General features: G+C 65.9%; 15 protein-coding genes. 8 read left to right on the top strand and 7 right to left on the bottom strand.

Annotation, left to right across the window (positions count from 1 at the left end):
• Nucleotides 1–21 precede the first annotated feature (21 nt).
• Genes GGR61_RS13330 through cyoE form a run of 3 tightly spaced genes read left to right on the top strand, consistent with a single transcriptional unit; the run spans nt 22 to nt 2670 of the window.
• Nucleotides 22–597 carry a hypothetical protein gene (locus GGR61_RS13330; protein WP_184621913.1) on the top strand — a complete coding sequence of 192 codons (576 nt, stop codon included), beginning with the start codon at nt 22–24 and terminating at the stop codon, nt 595–597.
• A gap of 10 nt (nt 598–607) precedes the next feature.
• Nucleotides 608–1771 (top strand): COX15/CtaA family protein, encoded by a 1164-nt coding sequence (locus GGR61_RS13325; RefSeq protein ID WP_184621911.1) that lies wholly within the window; start codon nt 608–610, stop codon nt 1769–1771.
• A gap of 2 nt (nt 1772–1773) precedes the next feature.
• Nucleotides 1774–2670 (top strand): heme o synthase, encoded by an 897-nt coding sequence (gene cyoE / locus GGR61_RS13320; RefSeq protein WP_184408044.1) that lies wholly within the window; start codon nt 1774–1776, stop codon nt 2668–2670.
• A gap of 189 nt (nt 2671–2859) precedes the next feature.
• Here the strand turns inward: cyoE and GGR61_RS13315 are convergent, their stop codons facing one another.
• Together GGR61_RS13315 and GGR61_RS13310 are read right to left on the bottom strand one after the other, a co-directional pair.
• Complete coding sequence (locus GGR61_RS13315) at nt 2860–4440, bottom strand: thioredoxin family protein (RefSeq protein ID WP_184621909.1); 1581 nt, start codon at nt 4438–4440, stop codon at nt 2860–2862.
• A gap of 264 nt (nt 4441–4704) precedes the next feature.
• Nucleotides 4705–5709 (bottom strand): bile acid:sodium symporter family protein, encoded by a 1005-nt coding sequence (locus GGR61_RS13310; protein WP_184621907.1) that lies wholly within the window; start codon nt 5707–5709, stop codon nt 4705–4707.
• 345 nt (nt 5710–6054) lie between these two features.
• On the opposite strand from GGR61_RS13310, the gene GGR61_RS21175 reads away from it, so the two are divergent.
• Complete coding sequence (locus GGR61_RS21175) at nt 6055–6516, top strand: hypothetical protein (RefSeq protein ID WP_260287798.1); 462 nt, start codon at nt 6055–6057, stop codon at nt 6514–6516.
• Between the two features lie 2 nt (nt 6517–6518).
• Nucleotides 6519–7265, top strand: coding sequence for a hypothetical protein (locus GGR61_RS21170; protein WP_260287795.1), 747 nt, complete (start codon nt 6519–6521; stop codon nt 7263–7265).
• 57 nt (nt 7266–7322) lie between these two features.
• Here GGR61_RS21170 and dnaG read toward each other — a convergent pair whose 3' ends face one another.
• The 4 genes from dnaG to rpsU all read right to left on the bottom strand — a co-directional run bounded on the left by dnaG (nt 7323) and on the right by rpsU (nt 11627).
• Entirely contained in the window at nt 7323–9074 is a 1752-nt protein-coding gene (gene dnaG, locus GGR61_RS13300; protein WP_184408041.1) for a DNA primase, read from the bottom strand.
• A gap of 110 nt (nt 9075–9184) precedes the next feature.
• Complete coding sequence (locus GGR61_RS13295; RefSeq protein WP_326520254.1) at nt 9185–10135, bottom strand: YihY/virulence factor BrkB family protein; 951 nt, start codon at nt 10133–10135, stop codon at nt 9185–9187.
• Nucleotides 10136–10705: 570 nt separating this feature from the next.
• The gene (locus GGR61_RS13290; RefSeq protein WP_184621905.1) at nt 10706–11152 is read right to left on the bottom strand and encodes a GatB/YqeY domain-containing protein; all 447 of its coding nucleotides are present in this window, start codon (nt 11150–11152) and stop codon (nt 10706–10708) included.
• 259 nt (nt 11153–11411) lie between these two features.
• Nucleotides 11412–11627 carry a 30S ribosomal protein S21 gene (rpsU, locus tag GGR61_RS13285; protein ID WP_002808376.1) on the bottom strand — a complete coding sequence of 72 codons (216 nt, stop codon included), beginning with the start codon at nt 11625–11627 and terminating at the stop codon, nt 11412–11414.
• Between the two features lie 280 nt (nt 11628–11907).
• Here rpsU and tsaD point away from each other — a divergent pair, with 280 nt between their 5' ends.
• From tsaD to GGR61_RS13270, 3 genes are all read left to right on the top strand, one after another.
• Nucleotides 11908–12972, top strand: coding sequence for a tRNA (adenosine(37)-N6)-threonylcarbamoyltransferase complex transferase subunit TsaD (tsaD, locus tag GGR61_RS13280; RefSeq protein ID WP_184621903.1), 1065 nt, complete (start codon nt 11908–11910; stop codon nt 12970–12972).
• A gap of 80 nt (nt 12973–13052) precedes the next feature.
• Nucleotides 13053–13409, top strand: coding sequence for a dihydroneopterin aldolase (gene folB / locus GGR61_RS13275; RefSeq protein ID WP_184621901.1), 357 nt, complete (start codon nt 13053–13055; stop codon nt 13407–13409).
• A gap of 233 nt (nt 13410–13642) precedes the next feature.
• On the top strand, nt 13643–15814 hold the full coding sequence (locus GGR61_RS13270; protein WP_184408036.1) for a glycoside hydrolase family 3 N-terminal domain-containing protein: 2172 nt from the start codon (nt 13643–13645) through the stop codon (nt 15812–15814).
• A gap of 149 nt (nt 15815–15963) precedes the next feature.
• Here GGR61_RS13270 and GGR61_RS13265 read toward each other — a convergent pair whose 3' ends face one another.
• Nucleotides 15964–17142 (bottom strand): PQQ-dependent sugar dehydrogenase, encoded by a 1179-nt coding sequence (locus tag GGR61_RS13265; protein ID WP_184621899.1) that lies wholly within the window; start codon nt 17140–17142, stop codon nt 15964–15966.
• Nucleotides 17143–17324 lie beyond the last annotated feature (182 nt).

Below are 17324 nucleotides of genomic sequence, written 5' to 3'. Positions count from 1 at the left end.
CGGCATGAGAAAATCGCGGGCATGACCCCCTCCCCATCGGCCACCCCGCACTCGGTCAAACGCGGCCGCAGGATGCTGATTGCCCTGGCGGTGCTGTTCTTCGGCTCGATGTTGCTGGCCGGCGTGCTGCGCTTCTCCGGTTGGCAGCCGGCAGCGATGCGCAATCATGGCGAACTGCTTGCCCCGCCTGCCGACCTGCGGGCACTGGTGCCGCTGCGCGCGGACGGACAACCGTATGCCTGGGCACCGGCCGAGCGGGTGTGGCGGATTGCGCTGGCCCCACCAGCCGGTTGCTCGCAGCAATGCGTGGCGCTGGCGGCGGAACTGGACAAGGTGTGGCAATTGCTCGGGCATCGTGCCGACAAGGTGGAGGTGCTTTGGATCGGCACCCCGCCCGCAGGCCTGCCGCCGATGCCTGCGTTGCGCGTGCTGCGCGACGATGCACAGCTGCGGCAGGCGTTGCCAGGTGCCAACGATGCCGCCGGCGTGCCGGTGTATGTGATCGACCCCAATGGCTTTGTGATCCTGCGTTATGCCCCGGGGTTCGACCCGGCCGGCCTGCGTGCCGATCTGGTCAAGCTGCTGAAACTGATGTGAGCCCGTTTCGATGAATCTGTTTGCGCCACCGGCATTGTTCCGCCACTTCCATCGCATGGCCTGGCTGGCTGCGTTGTTCACTGCGAGCACGATCCTGTTCGGATCGTTCGTGCGCCTGTCCGATGCCGGCATGAGCTGCCCGGACTGGCCAACCTGCTACGGCCGCGTCACCTGGCCGCAGACCAGCGACGAAGCCAATACGCATGTGGCCAGCAAGATCCGTCCGCTGGAGTCGCACAAGGCCTGGCGCGAGCAGGTGCACCGCTTCCTGGCCGGTGCGCTTGGCGTGGAAGTGCTGGTGCTGTCGTTGCTGGCAGTGCGCCGTCGTCGCCTGGGGATCGCGCAGGTGGTGTCTGCTGCGGCGCTGGTGGCGTTGTCGATTCCGCTCTACATGTCCGGCTGGCACGCGCTGGCGTCTGGTGTGGCGATCGCCGGCGAGGCCATCCTGCTGCTGGCAGCGCTGCGCTGGAGCAATATCGATCTGGCCCGCGCGGCAGTGCTGACGCTGGCGGTGGTGATCTTCCAGGCGTTGCTGGGCATGTGGACGGTGACGTTGCTGCTCAAGCCGATCGTGGTGATGGGGCATCTGCTCGGCGGCATGCTGATGTTCTCGCTGCTGGTGTGGATGGCATGGCGGGCGACCCACTTGCCGATCACGCTGGCCGACGCATCGCGTCTGAAGTGGCTGTTGCGCGCGGGCGTGGCGGTACTGGGCCTGCAGATCGCACTTGGCGGTTGGGTCAGTGCCAACTACGCGGCGTTGGCGTGCGGCGGCGGCAGCTGGTCGGCCGACAATTTCCCGCGTTGCGTCAGCCAATGGTGGCCGCCGCATGACTTCCGCGAAGGCTTCACGCTGTGGCGCGGGATCGGCGTGGATTACGAAGGCGGCGTGCTCGATGGCGCAGCGCGGATTGCCATCCAGATGGCGCACCGGCTGTGGGCGATCGCGACCGCGCTGTACCTCTGGTGGCTGGCCTGGCGCTTGTCGCGCTCGCCGGGCATGCGCGTGTGGGCGACGGCGCTGGCACTGCTGGTGGCGGTGCAGGTGACGCTGGGCATGCTCAACGTCAAGCTGGCCTTGCCGCTGGAAGTGTCGGTGCTGCATAACGGCGGCGCGGTCGCATTGTTGTTCGTGCTGGTCTCGCTGCTGGCGCGGCTGCGCGCGCCGGAGTGAGCATGGCTGCCAGCGCACGCGATTACTGGGATCTGACCAAGCCCAAGGTGGTGGCACTGATCGTGTTCACCGCGTTGGTGGGCATGTTCCTGGCCATTCCCGACATGCCGACCTGGATGCAGGTGCGTACCGGTGCGTTGGGCTTTCTGGGCATCTGGCTGGCGGCATCGGCGGCGGCGGCGATCAACCAATTGCTCGATGCCAAGATCGATGCGCAGATGGCACGGACCTCTTGGCGGCCGCTGGTGGTGGGCAAGGTGCGTCCGTGGCAGGTCCTGGTGTTTGCCAGCGCGCTGATCGTGATCTCCATGACCATCCTGGTGCTGTGGGTGAACGTCATCACCGCGGTGCTGACCTTCGCCTCGATGATCGGCTATGCGGTGATCTACACCGTGTACCTGAAACGTGCGACCTCGCAGAACATCGTGATCGGCGGGTTGGCCGGCGCCACGCCGCCGATGCTGGGCTGGGCGGCGGTGACTGGATTGCCGACCAGCACCGACTGGATCAATGCCTCGCTGCTGGTGCTGATCATCTTCATCTGGACGCCGCCGCATTTCTGGGCGCTGGCGATTTTCCGCCGTGCCGATTACGCCAAGGCCGCGATCCCGATGCTGCCGGTGACCCATGGCGTGCCGCATACGCGCAAGCAGATCCTGGTCTACACGGTGCTGTTGGCGATCGTGACGCTGCTGCCGGTGGCGGTGGGCATGAGCGGGGTGTTCTACCTGGGCGGCGCGATCGTGCTCAACGTGGTGTTCCTCTGGTACGCCTGGCGCATGCTCGACCCGCCCGACGAGCTGTTCTCGATGAAGATGTTCGGGTATTCGATCGTCTATCTGATGGCGCTGTTCGCGTTTCTGATGGTGGATCACCTGTTGTTGCCGTGGGTGCGCTAGCGGCAGCGAACGCCCGCTGCCGTCTAGGCGATAGGCCGACGACCTAGCCGTCAGACGGATAGGCCGGTGCCTGGAACCGGCCTATTTCACGCGTACACGCCGGTTCTGCGCGACGACCGACCCAACCGCCAGTACGGGTTGCCAGCGCGCTCAACATCGCTGCGTCGCTGGCTGCGCCGTCATGCCGGTTCAGCTCAACCAGCTGGCGCACTCGCTGGTGTTCTTGCTGCCGCAGCTGCTCTGCATCTTCTGCTGCAGGCGCGTCAGCACCGCCTTGCCTTCCTGGCGATGCTGCTTGCTCCAGGTCTTCAACGTGGCACCAAGCGTTGCGAAGCGCTGCCGGGTGCGTTGCCGGTAGCCATCGGGTTGCCCGGCCAGCTCGCCGATCACCTGCGTGGTGGCGGCCTCGATGCCGGCGGTATCGTCCGGGCTGAGCCGGATCAGGCCATCCACATACATCACGCCCCACTGCACGCGGGTGGCGGGTCCTTGCGCACTTTCGTACGCCTTCCTGAGCCAGGACAGCGCGGTCTTCTTATCGCCGCGTTTTTCGGCCAGATCGGCCAGTTCGGGCATGTAGTAGTACGGCGTCTTGCTGCGCGTCAACTCGGCCAGCAGCAACTGTTCGGCGCCGCTGCTGTCGCCTACTTCACCGAGCAACCATGCGGCGGTGCTGATGATGGATTGACGCTCCTCATCGGTCTTGGCGGTGTCGGTCGCCCATTGCACGCGTTGGTGCACGGTGTCGACCACGGCCTTGGGAAGCGGCGGTTGCGGGCCTTTCGCCTCGGTTTCGGTGGGCTGGCCTTGCGCCAGGCGTGCCAGCTGGATCCGTGCATACGCGGTGCCGAGCCGGTCGTCGATCGACAATGTGGTGTCGGCGTAGACCTTGTCCAGCGCCAGATTCAGCGCGTTGGACAAGGTGGTGCGCTCGGTGGCATCGCTGCTGGCAGCGGCGACCAGCCGCGCGGGCATATAGTTCAGCATGCCGAGATTGGCGCGGACTTCTGCCGGATCGGCCAGCACCGCTTCCACTAGCTTGCGCGACGCCGGGCTGGCGGCGGGCGGGTCCTTTGCGGCGGTCATCGCTGCCAGGGCGAAACTGCGCTGCAGGGCCGGCTGTGGCGCCGATTTGGACAGGCGTGTGAATACCCCGGCGGCCTCCTCGGGTTTGACCAGCCGATCGTCGGTGCCCCAGGCATAGTTGCCGAGCACGGCCCAGTCGTCCGCACTGAGCTGCTGCGGGGTCTGCAATGCGGTGTCGAGCAGTTGCTTGGCGCTGCTGGTGCTCTTGGCCGCCACCCGCAGTACATCGGCCAGACGCGCGTTGTCGGCATCGCCGGCCAGGCGGGTGATTTCGCTGCGATCCGGGCGCAGCACGATGATGGTCGGGTAGCCCTTGATGCCGAAGCGCTCGCCCCAGGCTTGCGCGCCCTCTGAATCGCCATCCAGATGCACCGCCACGAATTGCTGCGTGCGGGCGATGAAGGCCGGATCCTTGAACAAGGTGGCCTTCAGGCGATTGCAGGGCGGGCACCAGGTCGCGCCCCAGTAAAGCAGGATCGGCTTGCCGCTCTCCTTGGCCTCGGCGAAGGCGTCTTCGACATCGCCCTCGCGCCAGGCGATGCTGGACGCGGGGGCCGGTGTGGCCGCCGTCTTGGTCGGTGCGGGGGCTACCGGCGTGGCGGGTTTGTTGCAGGCAGTGAGCGTGGCCAGCACCGCCAGCAGCGCGAGCAAGGACGGGGCAGGGCGTCGGAACGACAGCGTCATGGCAATTACCCGTGGGGTCGGCAGGAAGGTGGATCAAGCACTCTAGCGAGCGGCACGGTGCCAGCGTCGAAGTGCGTGATGACCGTTGTATATGTGCTTACAACCCGCAACGACACGCAATGCGAACTGCTGTCGCCCCGGGCGTAGCGTCCTGGCGATCGCTTCGCAGGCGACACGTCGGCGGCAAACAGGCCTCTTCAACACATGCAGCGCGAGCAGCGCTGGGTGTCATCGATCAGACCATCACCGTGCAGCGGGGGACGTTCAATGACCACCGGCATCGGTGTGCGGATCGCCCGTTGCGGTCCGCGCATACCGCGCTGCCACGAACGCACACACGATCAGCTGCAACTGGTGATACAGCATGATCGGCAACACGATCGCGCCGAGGCCACCGCCGGCGAACATGACTTTCGCCATCGGTATGCCGGTGGCCAGGCTCTTCTTCGAGCCGCAGAAGACGATCGTGATTTCGTCGGCGCGGCTGAAGTGCAGGCGCCGCGCGAGGAAGGTGATCGAGAGCATCGCAATGGCCAGCAACAGCGCTGCAGCACCGATCACGGCAAGCAGGGCCGGCAGCGGCGTCTTCTGCCACAGCCCCTCCATCACCGACGCACTGAAGGCGGTGTAGACCACCAGCAGGATGGTGCCCTGATCGGTGTAGCGCAGCACGGCGCGATGCCGCTCGACCCAGCCGCCGATCCACGGACGCATGAAATGGCCGGCCAGGAACGGCACCAGCAACTGCAGCAGGATCTTGCCGATCGCTTCGGCCGGATGTGCCATTGCGCCCTGGCTGCCGACCAATGCGCCCATCAGCAATGGCGTAAAAAACACGCCCAACAGGCTGGAAAGCGACGCTGCGCACACGGCAGCCGGCACGTTGCCGCGCGCCATCGAGGTGAAGGCGATCGACGATTGCACCGTGGACGGCAGTGCGCACAGGAACAGCACGCCGACATACAGTTCCGGTGTCAGCGCCAGATGCGCGAGCGGTTTGAACGCCAGCCCCAGCAGCGGAAACAACACGAACGTGCAGATCAGGATCAGCAGATGCAGGCGCCAATGCAGCGCACCGGCCTTGACCGCCTCGCGCGACAGGCGCGCGCCGTGCAGGAAGAACAGCGCGGCGATCGCCACGTCGGTGACATCGTCCATGATCGCGGCGGCGGTGCCCGAGACCGGAAGGAACGAGGCGAGCGTGACCGTGCACAGCAGCGCGAGGGTGAAGGGATCGATGCGTAACCGCGCCAGCAAGTGTTTGATCATCGTGCGTATGTGAGGGGGAGCGCCGTCTGCAGAGTGCCATTGTAGAGGCCAGTGTGCAGCGTGCGAGTCACTGGCGCAGCGAAGGCGGGGACGATGCGTGCTCGCACCGGCTCCTGCAGGAGCATGCGGTTGCGCCTGCCTGCAGCGGTGCGGACAGCGCCGCTCGTGGCGGTGATCGATTCGTGCGACGCGTCGAAATTCCGCTGTGCGAGCGCTTCGGGCACGCACCTCCTTTGCCAGATTCCGCTTGCACACCCCGCGCGCCTCCGTGTCCGAACGGTGTTCGCGTGCCGCGTTCGTGTCCGATTGTGTTTCCACGCAAGGCTTAAGGAAAGGAGCCCGTCCATGCGCTACGACCCATATCAACAGACCTTCGCGCTTTCCGCCCTGGCCAATTGGGTGGGCGATCGCAGGGGCAGCCAACCTGCGTTGCAGGCGGACCATCAGGCCACGTTGCTGCAGACGCTGGCCTCGGCCGACACCCAGGACAGGATCGGCGATTGGCAACTGGTATGGGGGCCACAGGTCTGGCAGGCCGCCGATTCGTCGCTGTCCGGCAATGCCATGTACGTGGCGCATACCGACGCCATGCCGGGCATCGGCGAGGCGTATGTGGTCGCGCTCAGCGCCACCAACCCGGAGTCGCTATACGACTGGTTCACCGAAGACTTCGATGTGTCCTCGGTAGTGGATTTTGCGACCTACACCCCGCTGCTCGGCCCGGCGCCGGTGGCGGCGAAGAAACCCGTCACGCCAGGCTCGGCGGTCATCTCGATGGGGCCGCCACCGGTGTGTGGCATCTGCTGAATATGGTCAGTCCCTCCACCGCGCTGGCGCCGAACACGACCTTGCTGGATTTCCTGCAAGCGCTGGATGGCAGCAAGGCGACGGTGATCTTTGCCGGGCACAGCCTGGGCGGTGCGTTGTCGCCGACCTTGGCGACCTGGTTGAAGACCAACGGCAAATTGGACAATTTCAGCGCCGTGCACTGCTATCCCACCGCTGGTGCCACGCCGGGCAACGGCGGGTTCGCCGCGCTGTATGCGCAGATACTGCCCTCTCCACCGCCAGGCGCGGCGCCGTATCAGATCTGGAATGCCGACTTGTGGAACACGCTCGATTGCGTGCCGCATGCCTGGACCGAGCCGATGCTCAGCCAGATCAAGACGCTGTACGGGAATGCGCCGATCAAGGAAATCGATGTGCTGGTCGATGTGGCCATCGCCAACGCGGTGGCGTCCACGGTGAACTACCGGCAGATCGGCAACCAGCCGCTGACCGGTACGCTCACCGGCACCCCCACCACGGTCGTGCAGTTTCTCGACCAGATGGCCTACCAGCACACCACCGCCTATCAGGCGCTGATTGCCCAGTGGCTCACGCCCGTGCCTGGCACGCCGCAAACGCAGAGTGCCGACGGCGCGCCCGCGCGCGATGCGCTGATCGAGCGGCTGACCGCGCATGCCGGCCAGGCGGCACTGGCCGATGCCGACAAGATCGAAGCGGTCAGCGCAGCGCTCGGCTCGATGGCCAAGACCTTGTTCCAGCAGCTATGAGCGCAAGGCTGCCCGGCTGCGTCGGCAACCGGTGGTCTGACAACGCGCGCTGGGTGTTCAGCGCGCGCCCGGACGCAGGCGCAGCAGTTCGCGCAGTTCGTATTTGTCGGTCTCGTCGAGTCCTTGCGCGCGCTGCTTGGTCTGCAGTTCTTCCAGGCGCTGCTGCAGCAGCTGCCGGTCCAGCTGGGCCATGGCGTCGTGCAGCTCCATCGCCCAGCTGTGTTCGTCGCCCGGCAGCGCGTGTGCGGCCAGCTTCTGCAGGGCGGCCTGTTCCTCGCGCTCTGCGAAATGCTCCAGCAGCGCGCCGGTGCTGATTTCCGGCCGTTGCCGGACCAATGCCAGCAGTTCCATCAACAGGTCGATGCCGGGCAGGCGCAGGCCTGCGAAATTGTGCTGGCCCTCCAGGCTCATCGCCAGCGATGGTTGTTGCAGCAGGATCGCGATGGACGCGCGAACCAGGCTGCGTTTTTGCGCCGGTGCGGCCATGCGGGCCGGTGGCCGCCCTTGTGGCGTGGCCGCCTGTGGCGAGGTGGACGCGCCCACGCCGGTCAGGCGCGACAGTTCCTGCCTCATCAGATCGCCGAACGCGCCTTCTGGAATCTGCGCCAGCATCGGCTTGGCACGTTCGGCCAGACGCGCCTTGCCGTCGAGCGTGTGCAGGTTGATCTCGCGCGACATCTCGTCGAAGAAGAACTGCGACAGCGGCGTGGCCTGTTTCAGGCGTTGATCGAAGGCCTGTGCGCCTTCCTTGCGTACGATGGTGTCGGGGTCTTCGCCATCGGGCAGGAACAGGAAAAACGCCTGGCGGCCGTCCTTCATGCGCGGCAACACCGATTCCAGCGCACGCCAGCCGGCCTTGCGGCCGGCATTGTCGCCGTCGAAACAGAAGTAGACATCCGGTGCGTTGCGGAACAGCAGCTCGGCATGTTCGGGTGTGGTGGCGGTGCCCAGCGTGGCCACCGCCTGGGTGACGCCGAACTGGAACAGCGAGACCACGTCCATGTAGCCCTCGACCACGATCAGCCGCTCGATCTTCTGGTTGGCCTGGCGTACCTGCCACAGGCCGTACAACTCGCGGCCCTTGTGGAATAGCGCGGTTTCCGGCGAATTGAGGTACTTCGGGCCCGGGTCGCGGCCATCGGCCGGCGCGCCCATGATGCGTCCGCCGAAGGCGATCACGCGACCACGGCGGTCGAAGATCGGGAACATCACCCGGTCGCGGAACTTGTCGTAGACGTGGCCGCGATCGTTCTTGGAAAACAGCCCGGCGCGTTCGAGCACGCTCATGCGCCGCGCATCGGTGCCCAGGGTGTCCTTCAGCGCGCTGTAGCCATCGGGCGCGTAGCCGATCTGGAAGCGCGCGCGGTTGTCGGCGTCCACGCCGCGTCCGTCCAGATAGTCGCGGGCGCGTTCGCTGCCCTCGAGCTGGCGCTGGAAGAACTTGGTGGCTGCTTCCAATGCCGAATACAGTTCGCGGCTGTCGTCCTGCTGCTGCGGGGTGCGCTGCTGAGTCTCGCGCGGGATTTCCATGCCGGCGCGCTTGGCCAGCTCATCGACCGCATCGAGAAATTCGAGGCGGTCGTAGTTCATCAGGAAGCTGATCGCGGTGCCGTGCGCGCCGCAGCCGAAGCAGTGATAGAACTGCTTGGTCGGCGACACCGTGAACGAGGCCGAGCGCTCGTCGTGGAACGGGCAGCGCGCCGAATATTCCTTGCCCTGACGCTTGAGCGGCACGCGGCCGCCCACCACCTCGACGATGTCGGTGCGTGCGAGCAGTTCGTCGATGAATGCGTCGGGGATGCGGGCCATCCCGCTAGGATAGCCCAGCGGCCGGCGCTCGCCGGTGTCAATGAGCGATGGCCCTCAGCCGCGTTTACGTACCGCGTGAGGATGCGTCGCGCAGGGCGCGCCGCACGCAATCAACTGCGTGGCGGTGCTTCCTGCGGTTGCAGCGCGGGGTCTGGTTCGGCCGCAACCGGGGGCAGGTTGTCCGTATCCACGCCCGCCTCGCGCAACTTGCGCTGCGAGCGCACGCGTTCGTCGATCACCGCAGTCAGCAGGGCGCCGACGAAGAACACCACCGAAGCGTAGTACATCCACACCAGCAGGATCACCAGCGTGCCCATCGAGCCATACGCGCTGCCAGGCGCTGCCTCGGCAATGTACAGGCCGATGCCGTAGCGGCCCAGGGCGAACAACAATGCGGTAATGACGCCGCCCACGAAGGCCTGCTTCCAGTTCACGGTGCGATCGGGCAGGTAGCGATACAGAAACGCGAAGGCCAGCGAATACAGCGCCAGGGTGGTGACATAGCCGACCGCAGGCAGCACCGACGGCAGCCGCGCGAACACCACTTGCAGCGCGGTGGTGGCGATCATCGAGACGATCAGCAAAAAGCCCAGCGCAAGGATCACGCCGAACGAGAACACGCGCTTTTTCAGCCATGCCATCACGCCTTCCAGGCGCTGCTTGTCGGTGCGGAAGATCAGGTTCAGCGCGTTCTGCAACTGCGCGAATACCGCAGTGGCGCCGATGAACAGCAGCAGCGTGCTCCACAGTCCGGCCAGCGACCCGACACCCGGTTGATCGGTGGCGTTGCGGATCACGGTATCGGCGACTTCGGCAGCGCTACCGCCGGCCAGCTGCGCGATCTGGTGCACCAACGCTTCCTGCGCAGGCGGATACAGCGATGCGGTCAGCCACAGCAGCAGCACCAATAACGGTGCCAGCGAGAGCAAGGCATAGAACGACAGCGATGCCGCCTGCGTCATGACATCGATTTCGAGAAAGCGGTTCAGCAGCGCCATCGGCAGGCTGCGTTGCAGGCGGCGCATGTGCTTCTGCAGGTGTTCGGTCGAGAGCTTCGTCACCGGCGGGGAATCCTTGGGCATACCGTGTCTGTGCGCAGGTGTCGTTGGACGAAGCCGGTATGCGGAGTGCTTCGCCCACGCCTGCGCTGGCGCAGTCGTTCTAGCAGGGCGCGATCGAAGGTCTGGTGAAAGCGGGCAATGGATGATGCGTGTGGGCTGGAGCAGTTGCGGCAACGGGCGCGCAGGTCAGCGTTGGCCGACATGGACTGCCTGGGTCCCGATGCACGCAATGGCTGCCGTCGGCATTGATCGAAATAGCGAACCAGTTGCAACCGGCAACCGGGAGCGGCGTCTGCGCGCTGCGCCACGTGCCCGGTGATGCCTTCACAGCAGCGATCAGCTGTGGCGCGTTTCACCTGCCGCACGCGATCCTGGAGCGATCACAACCTCGCGACGCGGCGATCGTGAGATCGGCGTGCACGCGGTGCGCGCTGCAACGCCACCGAGAGCATCGATACGGGCGATGGCTGCATGTTCTCTGGCAATGATGGCAACAGAGCGCTGGCCGCCTTTGCGGCGCCCCCGAACACTGCCCTGGCCACGTGGCGCAGGGCAGGGCAGTGGGGGAACTCAGCCCGCCAGGTGTTGCTTGACCAGGGTCGACACCAGGCCCATGTCGGCCTGGCCTGCCAGCTTGGGCTTGAGCGCGCCCATCAGCTTGCCGATATCGGCCGGGCCGCTGGCGCCGGTTTGTGCGATTGCCGCCTGGATGGCGGCGACGATCTCGGCTTCGCCCATCTTGGCCGGCAGATAACGCTCGATCACCACGATCTCCTCGCGCTCGACCTGCGCCAGGTCCTCGCGTGCGGCGGCTTCGAACTGGGTGACCGAGTCCTTGCGCTGCTTGACCATCTTGTCGAGCACGGCGATCACCGCGGCGTCGTCCATCTCGATGCGCTCGTCCACTTCCTTCTGCTTGATCGCGGCATTGATCAGCCGGATCACGCCCAGGCTGTGCTTGTCGCCGGACTTCATGGCCGCTTTCATGTCATCGGTGAGTTGTTGCTTGAGGGGCATGGGATAACTCCTGAGTGCGTATTGAGGGTGTGCCGATGCGCGCGCCGAGCGCGTCACGCCTGCACAGACACGCCGAGGCGGGATGGCCTGCAGAGCGCGCAAGCGCGGCACCAGCGCCTGTGTGCCTGCGCATTGCGGTGCAGAGGCAACATGGAAACCAATACAAAAAGCCGGCGACGCTCGCGCGTGCCGGCTCTTGGGTTCGATCCCGCCGGGTCGCGCCTTCAGCGCATGCCCAGCGGCAAGGAACCGCGTTCGATCAGTACAAGCGCTGGCGCTTGGTGACGTCGCGCGAAGAACGACGCAACTGACGCTTCACGGCAGCGGCAGCCTTGCGCTTACGCTCCTGGGTCGGCTTTTCGTAGAACTCGCGCTTGCGGGTTTCGGCCAGCACGCCGGCCTTTTCGCAGGTGCGCTTGAAACGGCGGAGCGCAAATTCGAAGGGCTCGTTCTCGCGGACTTTAACGCTGGGCATGGGTTCTCCAGATAATGGGATTTCCGTCCGGGAGCCCCGGGCGGGTGCGAGCGGACTCGCGTGACGGAATTTCCGGGTTGCCCCGGCGAGCCGCGCATTATAACGACTTACAAACGGCCTGCAAGCCCCCGGTGGCAATTGCACCGGCAGGCCTGTCAAAGCGTGCGCTCACGCCGGAAGCGGGCTGCCGGACGCGGCGGCGCAGCAGATCGCCGCCAGCCGATCTGCGCAGCACAAAAGCTGCGAAAATGCGCCGCATGTATCTGTCTGCCGAGCTGCCGTGAAAGTCCTTGGGATCGAATCATCGTGCGATGAGACTGGTGTGGCGGTCTACGACACCGCGCTATCCGGCGTGCCGGCGCTGCGCGCCCATGCGGTCTACAGCCAGATCGCGCTGCATGCCGAATACGGCGGCGTGGTGCCGGAGCTGGCCAGCCGCGACCATGTGCGCAAGCTGCTGCCGTTGATCCGCCAGACCCTGGGCGAGGCCGGGCTGCGCATCGACGAGCTCGATGGCGTGGCCTACACCGCCGGTCCCGGCCTGGTCGGCGCACTCCTTGTAGGTGCCGGCGTGGCGCGTTCGCTGGCCTGGGCGCTGGACGTGCCGGCGATCGGCGTGCATCACATGGAAGGCCATCTGCTGGCGCCATTGATGGAAGACGATCCGCCGCAGCCGCCGTTCGTGGCGTTGCTGGTGTCCGGCGGGCATACCCAATTGGTGTCGGTGCAGGCGCTGGGTCGTTATGAGGTGCTGGGCGAAACCCTGGACGATGCGGCCGGCGAGGCCTTCGACAAGACCGCCAAGATGATGGGCCTGCCGTATCCGGGCGGGCCGCAGCTGGCGGCGCTGGCCGAAACCGGCACGCCGGGGCGCTACAAGTTCGCCCGGCCGATGACCGACCGGCCGGGCCTGGATTTCAGTTTCAGCGGGCTCAAGACCCAGGTGCTGCTGGCCTGGCGGGCCAGCGACCAGTCCGATGCCACGCGCGCGGACATCGCGCGCGGCTTCGAGGACGCGGTGGTGGAGACGCTGGCGATCAAATGCCTGCGCGCGCTGGATGCGGCCGACTGCACCACCCTGGTGGTGGCCGGCGGCGTGGGGGCGAACAGACGCTTGCGCGCGCGCCTGCAGGAAGCGGCCCAGCGACGCGGCGGCCGGGTGTGCTTCCCGCGCCCGGCCTTGTGCACCGACAACGGCGCCATGATCGCCTTCGCCGGCGCGCTACGGCTGGAAGCCGGCGAGCGCGCCGATGCGGCGGTGCATGTGACGCCGCGTTGGGATATGGCTGCGCTGCCGCCGTTGGCGGCGGCGCGGGATTCGGGAATCGGGAATCGGGAATCGTAAGAGCGCTATTCCGATTCCGTTCGCGCTGCCGCCGTTGCTTGTGCTCTTCACCATTCCCTATTCCCGACTCCCTATTCCCCATGGACAAAGTCTTTATTGAAGGTCTCGACATCGATGCGCTCATCGGCATCTACGACTGGGAGCGGCGGATCCGCCAGACCTTGCGGTTCGATCTGGAAATGGGCTTCGACAACCGCATTCCGGCTGCCAGTGACGACATCGCCGATACCTTGAACTACAAGGCGGTGAGCAAGCGGTTGATCGAATTCGTGCAGGCATCGGATTTCGGTCTGGTCGAGACCCTGGCCGAGCGCTGCGCGGCGATCGTGCTGGACGAGTTCGGCGTGCACTGGCTGCGGCTGAAGCTGAGCAAGCCCGGTGCGGTGCGCGGCGCGCAGGCGGTGGGGGTGATCATCGAGCGTGAGCGGGCCCGCTGACGGCCACCGGCCGCTGCAGCGGTCGGCGAGGGTCGACCATGGCCGAGTCCCGGAGAGACCCAGGTGGCGTCGGACCACGGATCCCTCACCGTGCCGCCGATCCAGAGCGCCAGCGCACGGTTCAACCGGACTCTACAAACCCCGAATCCCGCATTGCAAATCCCGAAACTTGCACCCTCGTGGCCGCGTCAGGCTAGAATTGACGGCCATGTAAACGTTTTCTCAAGGATCTCATGGCTGCTGATCGCATCGAAACCCTGATTGCCCAAATGACCGTCGAAGAGAAGGTCGGACAGTTGGGTGTGTTCGCCGACATGGTGCGGCCGTTCGCGCCGGACGTGAATCCCGAGGCCAACGTGCTCAACGCCGACGAGGTGTTGCAGCAGGTCCGGCAGGGGCTGGTCGGCTCGTTGTTCAATGGCGTCGGCGCGGCGCTTGGCGTGCAGATCCAGAAGGTGGCAGTGGAAGAGAGCCGCCTGGGCATCCCGGTGATCCTGGCCGCCGACGTGATCCACGGCATGCGTACGGTGTTCCCGATTCCGCTGGGCGAGGCGGCCAGTTTCGAGCCGGAGCTGGCCGAGCGCACCGCGCGCGCCACTGCGATCGAGGCGACCGCCGCCGGTCTGCACTGGACCTACGCGCCTGCGGTGGACATCGCGCGCGACCAGCGCTGGGGACGTGGCGCCGAAGGTGCCGGCGAAGACGTGCTGCTGGGCGCGGTCTTTGCTGCCGCCCGCGTGCGCGGCTTCCAGGGCGCCGATTTGACCGCCGACGATTGCCTGCTGGCCACGCCCAAGCACTTTGCCGCCTATGGCGCGGTGGCCGCCGGCATGGAATACAACACCGTGGATATCGCGCCGCAAACCCTGCGCGATGTGCATCTGCCGCCGTTCAAGGCCGCCTTCGATGCCGGTGCGCTGACCGTGATGTCCTCGTTCAACGACATCAACGGCGTGCCGGCCAGCGCCAACCACGAGCTGCTGACCGAAATCCTGCGCGGCGAATGGCAGTTTCCCGGCGTGGTGATTTCCGATTACACCGCCGACATGGAGCTGATCGCACACGGCTACGCCGCCGATGAGCGCGATGCGACCAAAAAAGCGTTCCTGGCCGGCCTGGACCTGAGCATGCAGAGCGGCTTCTATGCTGCGCATCTGCCATCGCTGGTGGAAAGCGGCGAGGTGCCGATGGCCACGCTGGATGCCAGCGTGCGCCGCATGTTGCAGCTGAAGGACGCCATCGGGTTGTTCGACAATCCGTATCGCTCGCTGGACCCGGCACGCGAAGCGGACACCGCGCATCTGCCCGCGCACGATGCGTTATCGCGCGATGCCGCGCGGCGTTCGATCGTGCTGCTGAAGAACGACGGCGACGTGTTGCCGCTGAAGAAAAGCGGGCAGCGCATCGCGCTGATCGGGCCGTTCGTGCAGGACCGCGAGAACATCGAAGGTTGCTGGACGCTGTTCGGCGACAAGGAGCGCTATGTGACCCTGGAGCAGGGCGTGCGTGCGGTGGTCGACAGCGACAACATCCACGTGGTGCCCGGCTGCGGGCTGGAAGACCCGCTGCCAGGCGGCATCTCTGCTGCGATCGATGCGGCGCAGGCCGCCGATGTGGTGGTGCTGGCGCTGGGCGAGCCGCAGCGGTTCAGTGGCGAGGCGCAGTCGCGCACCGAGATCGTGTTGCCGCCGGCGCAGCAGGCGCTGGCCGAAGCCGTCGCCGCCACCGGCACGCCGATCGTCGTGTTGTTGCGTAACGGGCGCGCGCTGGCGTTGCACGGTGCGGTACGCGATGCCGAGGCGATTGCGGTGACCTGGTACCTGGGCACGCAGACCGGTACCGGTGTGGCCGATGTGCTGTTCGGCGACTACAACCCGTCGGCGCGTCTGCCGATCAGCTTTCCGCAGGTGACCGGGCAGCAGCCGTATTTCTACAACCATCTGCGCACCGGCCGCCCGGAATTGCCGACGCTGTCCGAGTACAAGGCGCGCTGGCGCGAGATGCCCAACGAGCCGCTGTATCCGTTCGGCCACGGTTTGAGCTACACCACCTTTGCCTATGCGCAGCCGCAGTTGAGCAGCGCGCAACTGGGTTGGGATCAGACCTTGAGCATCACCACGCGTGTGACCAATACCGGCAGCGTTGCCGGCGAGGAAGTGGTGCAGCTGTACGTGCACGATCGGGTGGCCAGCCGGGTGCGCCCGGTGCGCGAGCTCAAGGGCTTTCGCAAGGTGCTGCTGCAGCCGGGCGAAAGTCGGGATGTGGTGTTCACGCTGGCGCGCGATGCGCTGGCATTCACCAACCCCAAGGGCGTGTTCGGCGCCGAGCCCGGTGTGTTCGATGTGTGGGTGTGCGCATCGGCCAAGAGTGGCGAGGCAGTGACGTTCGAGTTGTTGCAAGGCTGAAACGGCTGATGCTGGCTCGCGTGGCCGTTGTCAGCGCAGCGGGCCTCGTGCATCCAGGAGCTTGGGCATCGCAGTGGTGACGCAACCACCGCCAGCACGTAGCGAACGTGTGGCGGTGGCACGATGTTGCTGACCCAGGGGCTTGGGCGTCAGGCCTCGTTCTCGATCGCCGCCTTGCTCTTGGGCGTCAGTTTGAGCAGACGCCCGGTGCTGCCGTTGTCTTCGTCCTCCAGCAACCACAACGCGCCGTCAGGGCCCTGTTCCACTTCACGGATGCGTGCGCCCATGTCGTAGCGGGCCACTTCGCGTGGTTGATCGCCGAGTGAAACCTGCACAAGGGCCATCGACGACAGCCCGCCGATGAAGCCATTCCCGCGCCATGCCGGGAACTGCTTGCCGTTGTAGATCACAAAGCCGGCTGGCGAAATCACCGGGGTCCAACTGATCTTGGGCGCAGCAAATTCCGGGCGGGTATCGTGATCGGGGATCGGTTTGCCGTCGTAGTGATCGCCATTGGAGACGATCGGGTAGCCGTAGTTGGCGCCGCGCTGGATCAGGTTGAGCTCATCGCCACCGGCCGGGCCCATTTCGTGTTCCCACAAACGGCCTTTGCCATCGAAGGCGATGCCGAGAATATTGCGATGGCCCAGCGACCACACCTGCGCGGCCACGCCGCCCTGAGAGGCGAACGGGTTGTCGGCCGGTACGCTGCCGTCGTCGTTCAACCGGATCAGCTTGCCGAGATTGGCCTTCATGTCCTGGGCGGGATCGAACTTCTGGCGCTCGCTGGAACTGATCCACAGCTTGCCATCCGGCCCAAACGCGAGGCGATGGCCGAAGTGACCATTGCCGCTGACCTTGGGGTCCTGGCGCCAGATCACCTTCAGATCCGACAAGGTGCCGCCGCCAGTCGCATCCAGGGTGAGCTTGGCGCGCGCAACCGCTGCACCACGGGTATCGCCCTGGCCCGGCTCGGCATAACTCACATAGACCAGGCCGTTCTGGGTAAAGCGCGGATGCGTCAGCACATCGCCGAAGCCGCCCTGGCCGCCGTAAGCCACGGCCGGAATGCCGGTGATGGCGCTCTTGCGCTTGGTTGCGGGATCCAGGCGCATCAATGCCCCGCGTTTTTCGCTCACCAGCAGCGTGCCGTCGGGCAGGAACGTCATCGCCCAGGGTTGGTCGAAGTCGGCAACGGTGGTGGCCTGAAACGGCCATTGCGCCTTTGGGATGGAAGCTGCAGCGGTGGCAGCGGGAGCTGCACCCGCGAGGTTGGCGGCGAACAGGGTGGCCGAGCAGGCCAGAGCAAGCAGATGGCGGGCAGACATGAGGTCCTCCAGTGGATAGATCGTGGTTACGCTGCAGCCTTCCCGCAACGTATCCCGCGTCGGGTTTTTCACGTTACACCACGCCGTCGAGCGCGCCCCTGTACCAATTCACTTTCTGCGGGTGGCCGGCGTCTCACATCGTGGTTCCACTAAACATGCAAAGCAGTCTACTTGCAGCGGAC

Source organism: Xanthomonas sp. 3058 (assembly GCF_014199765.1).
Lineage (GTDB): Bacteria > Pseudomonadota > Gammaproteobacteria > Xanthomonadales > Xanthomonadaceae > Xanthomonas > Xanthomonas campestris_B.
This window is presented reverse-complemented; position numbering and strand designations above follow the sequence as displayed.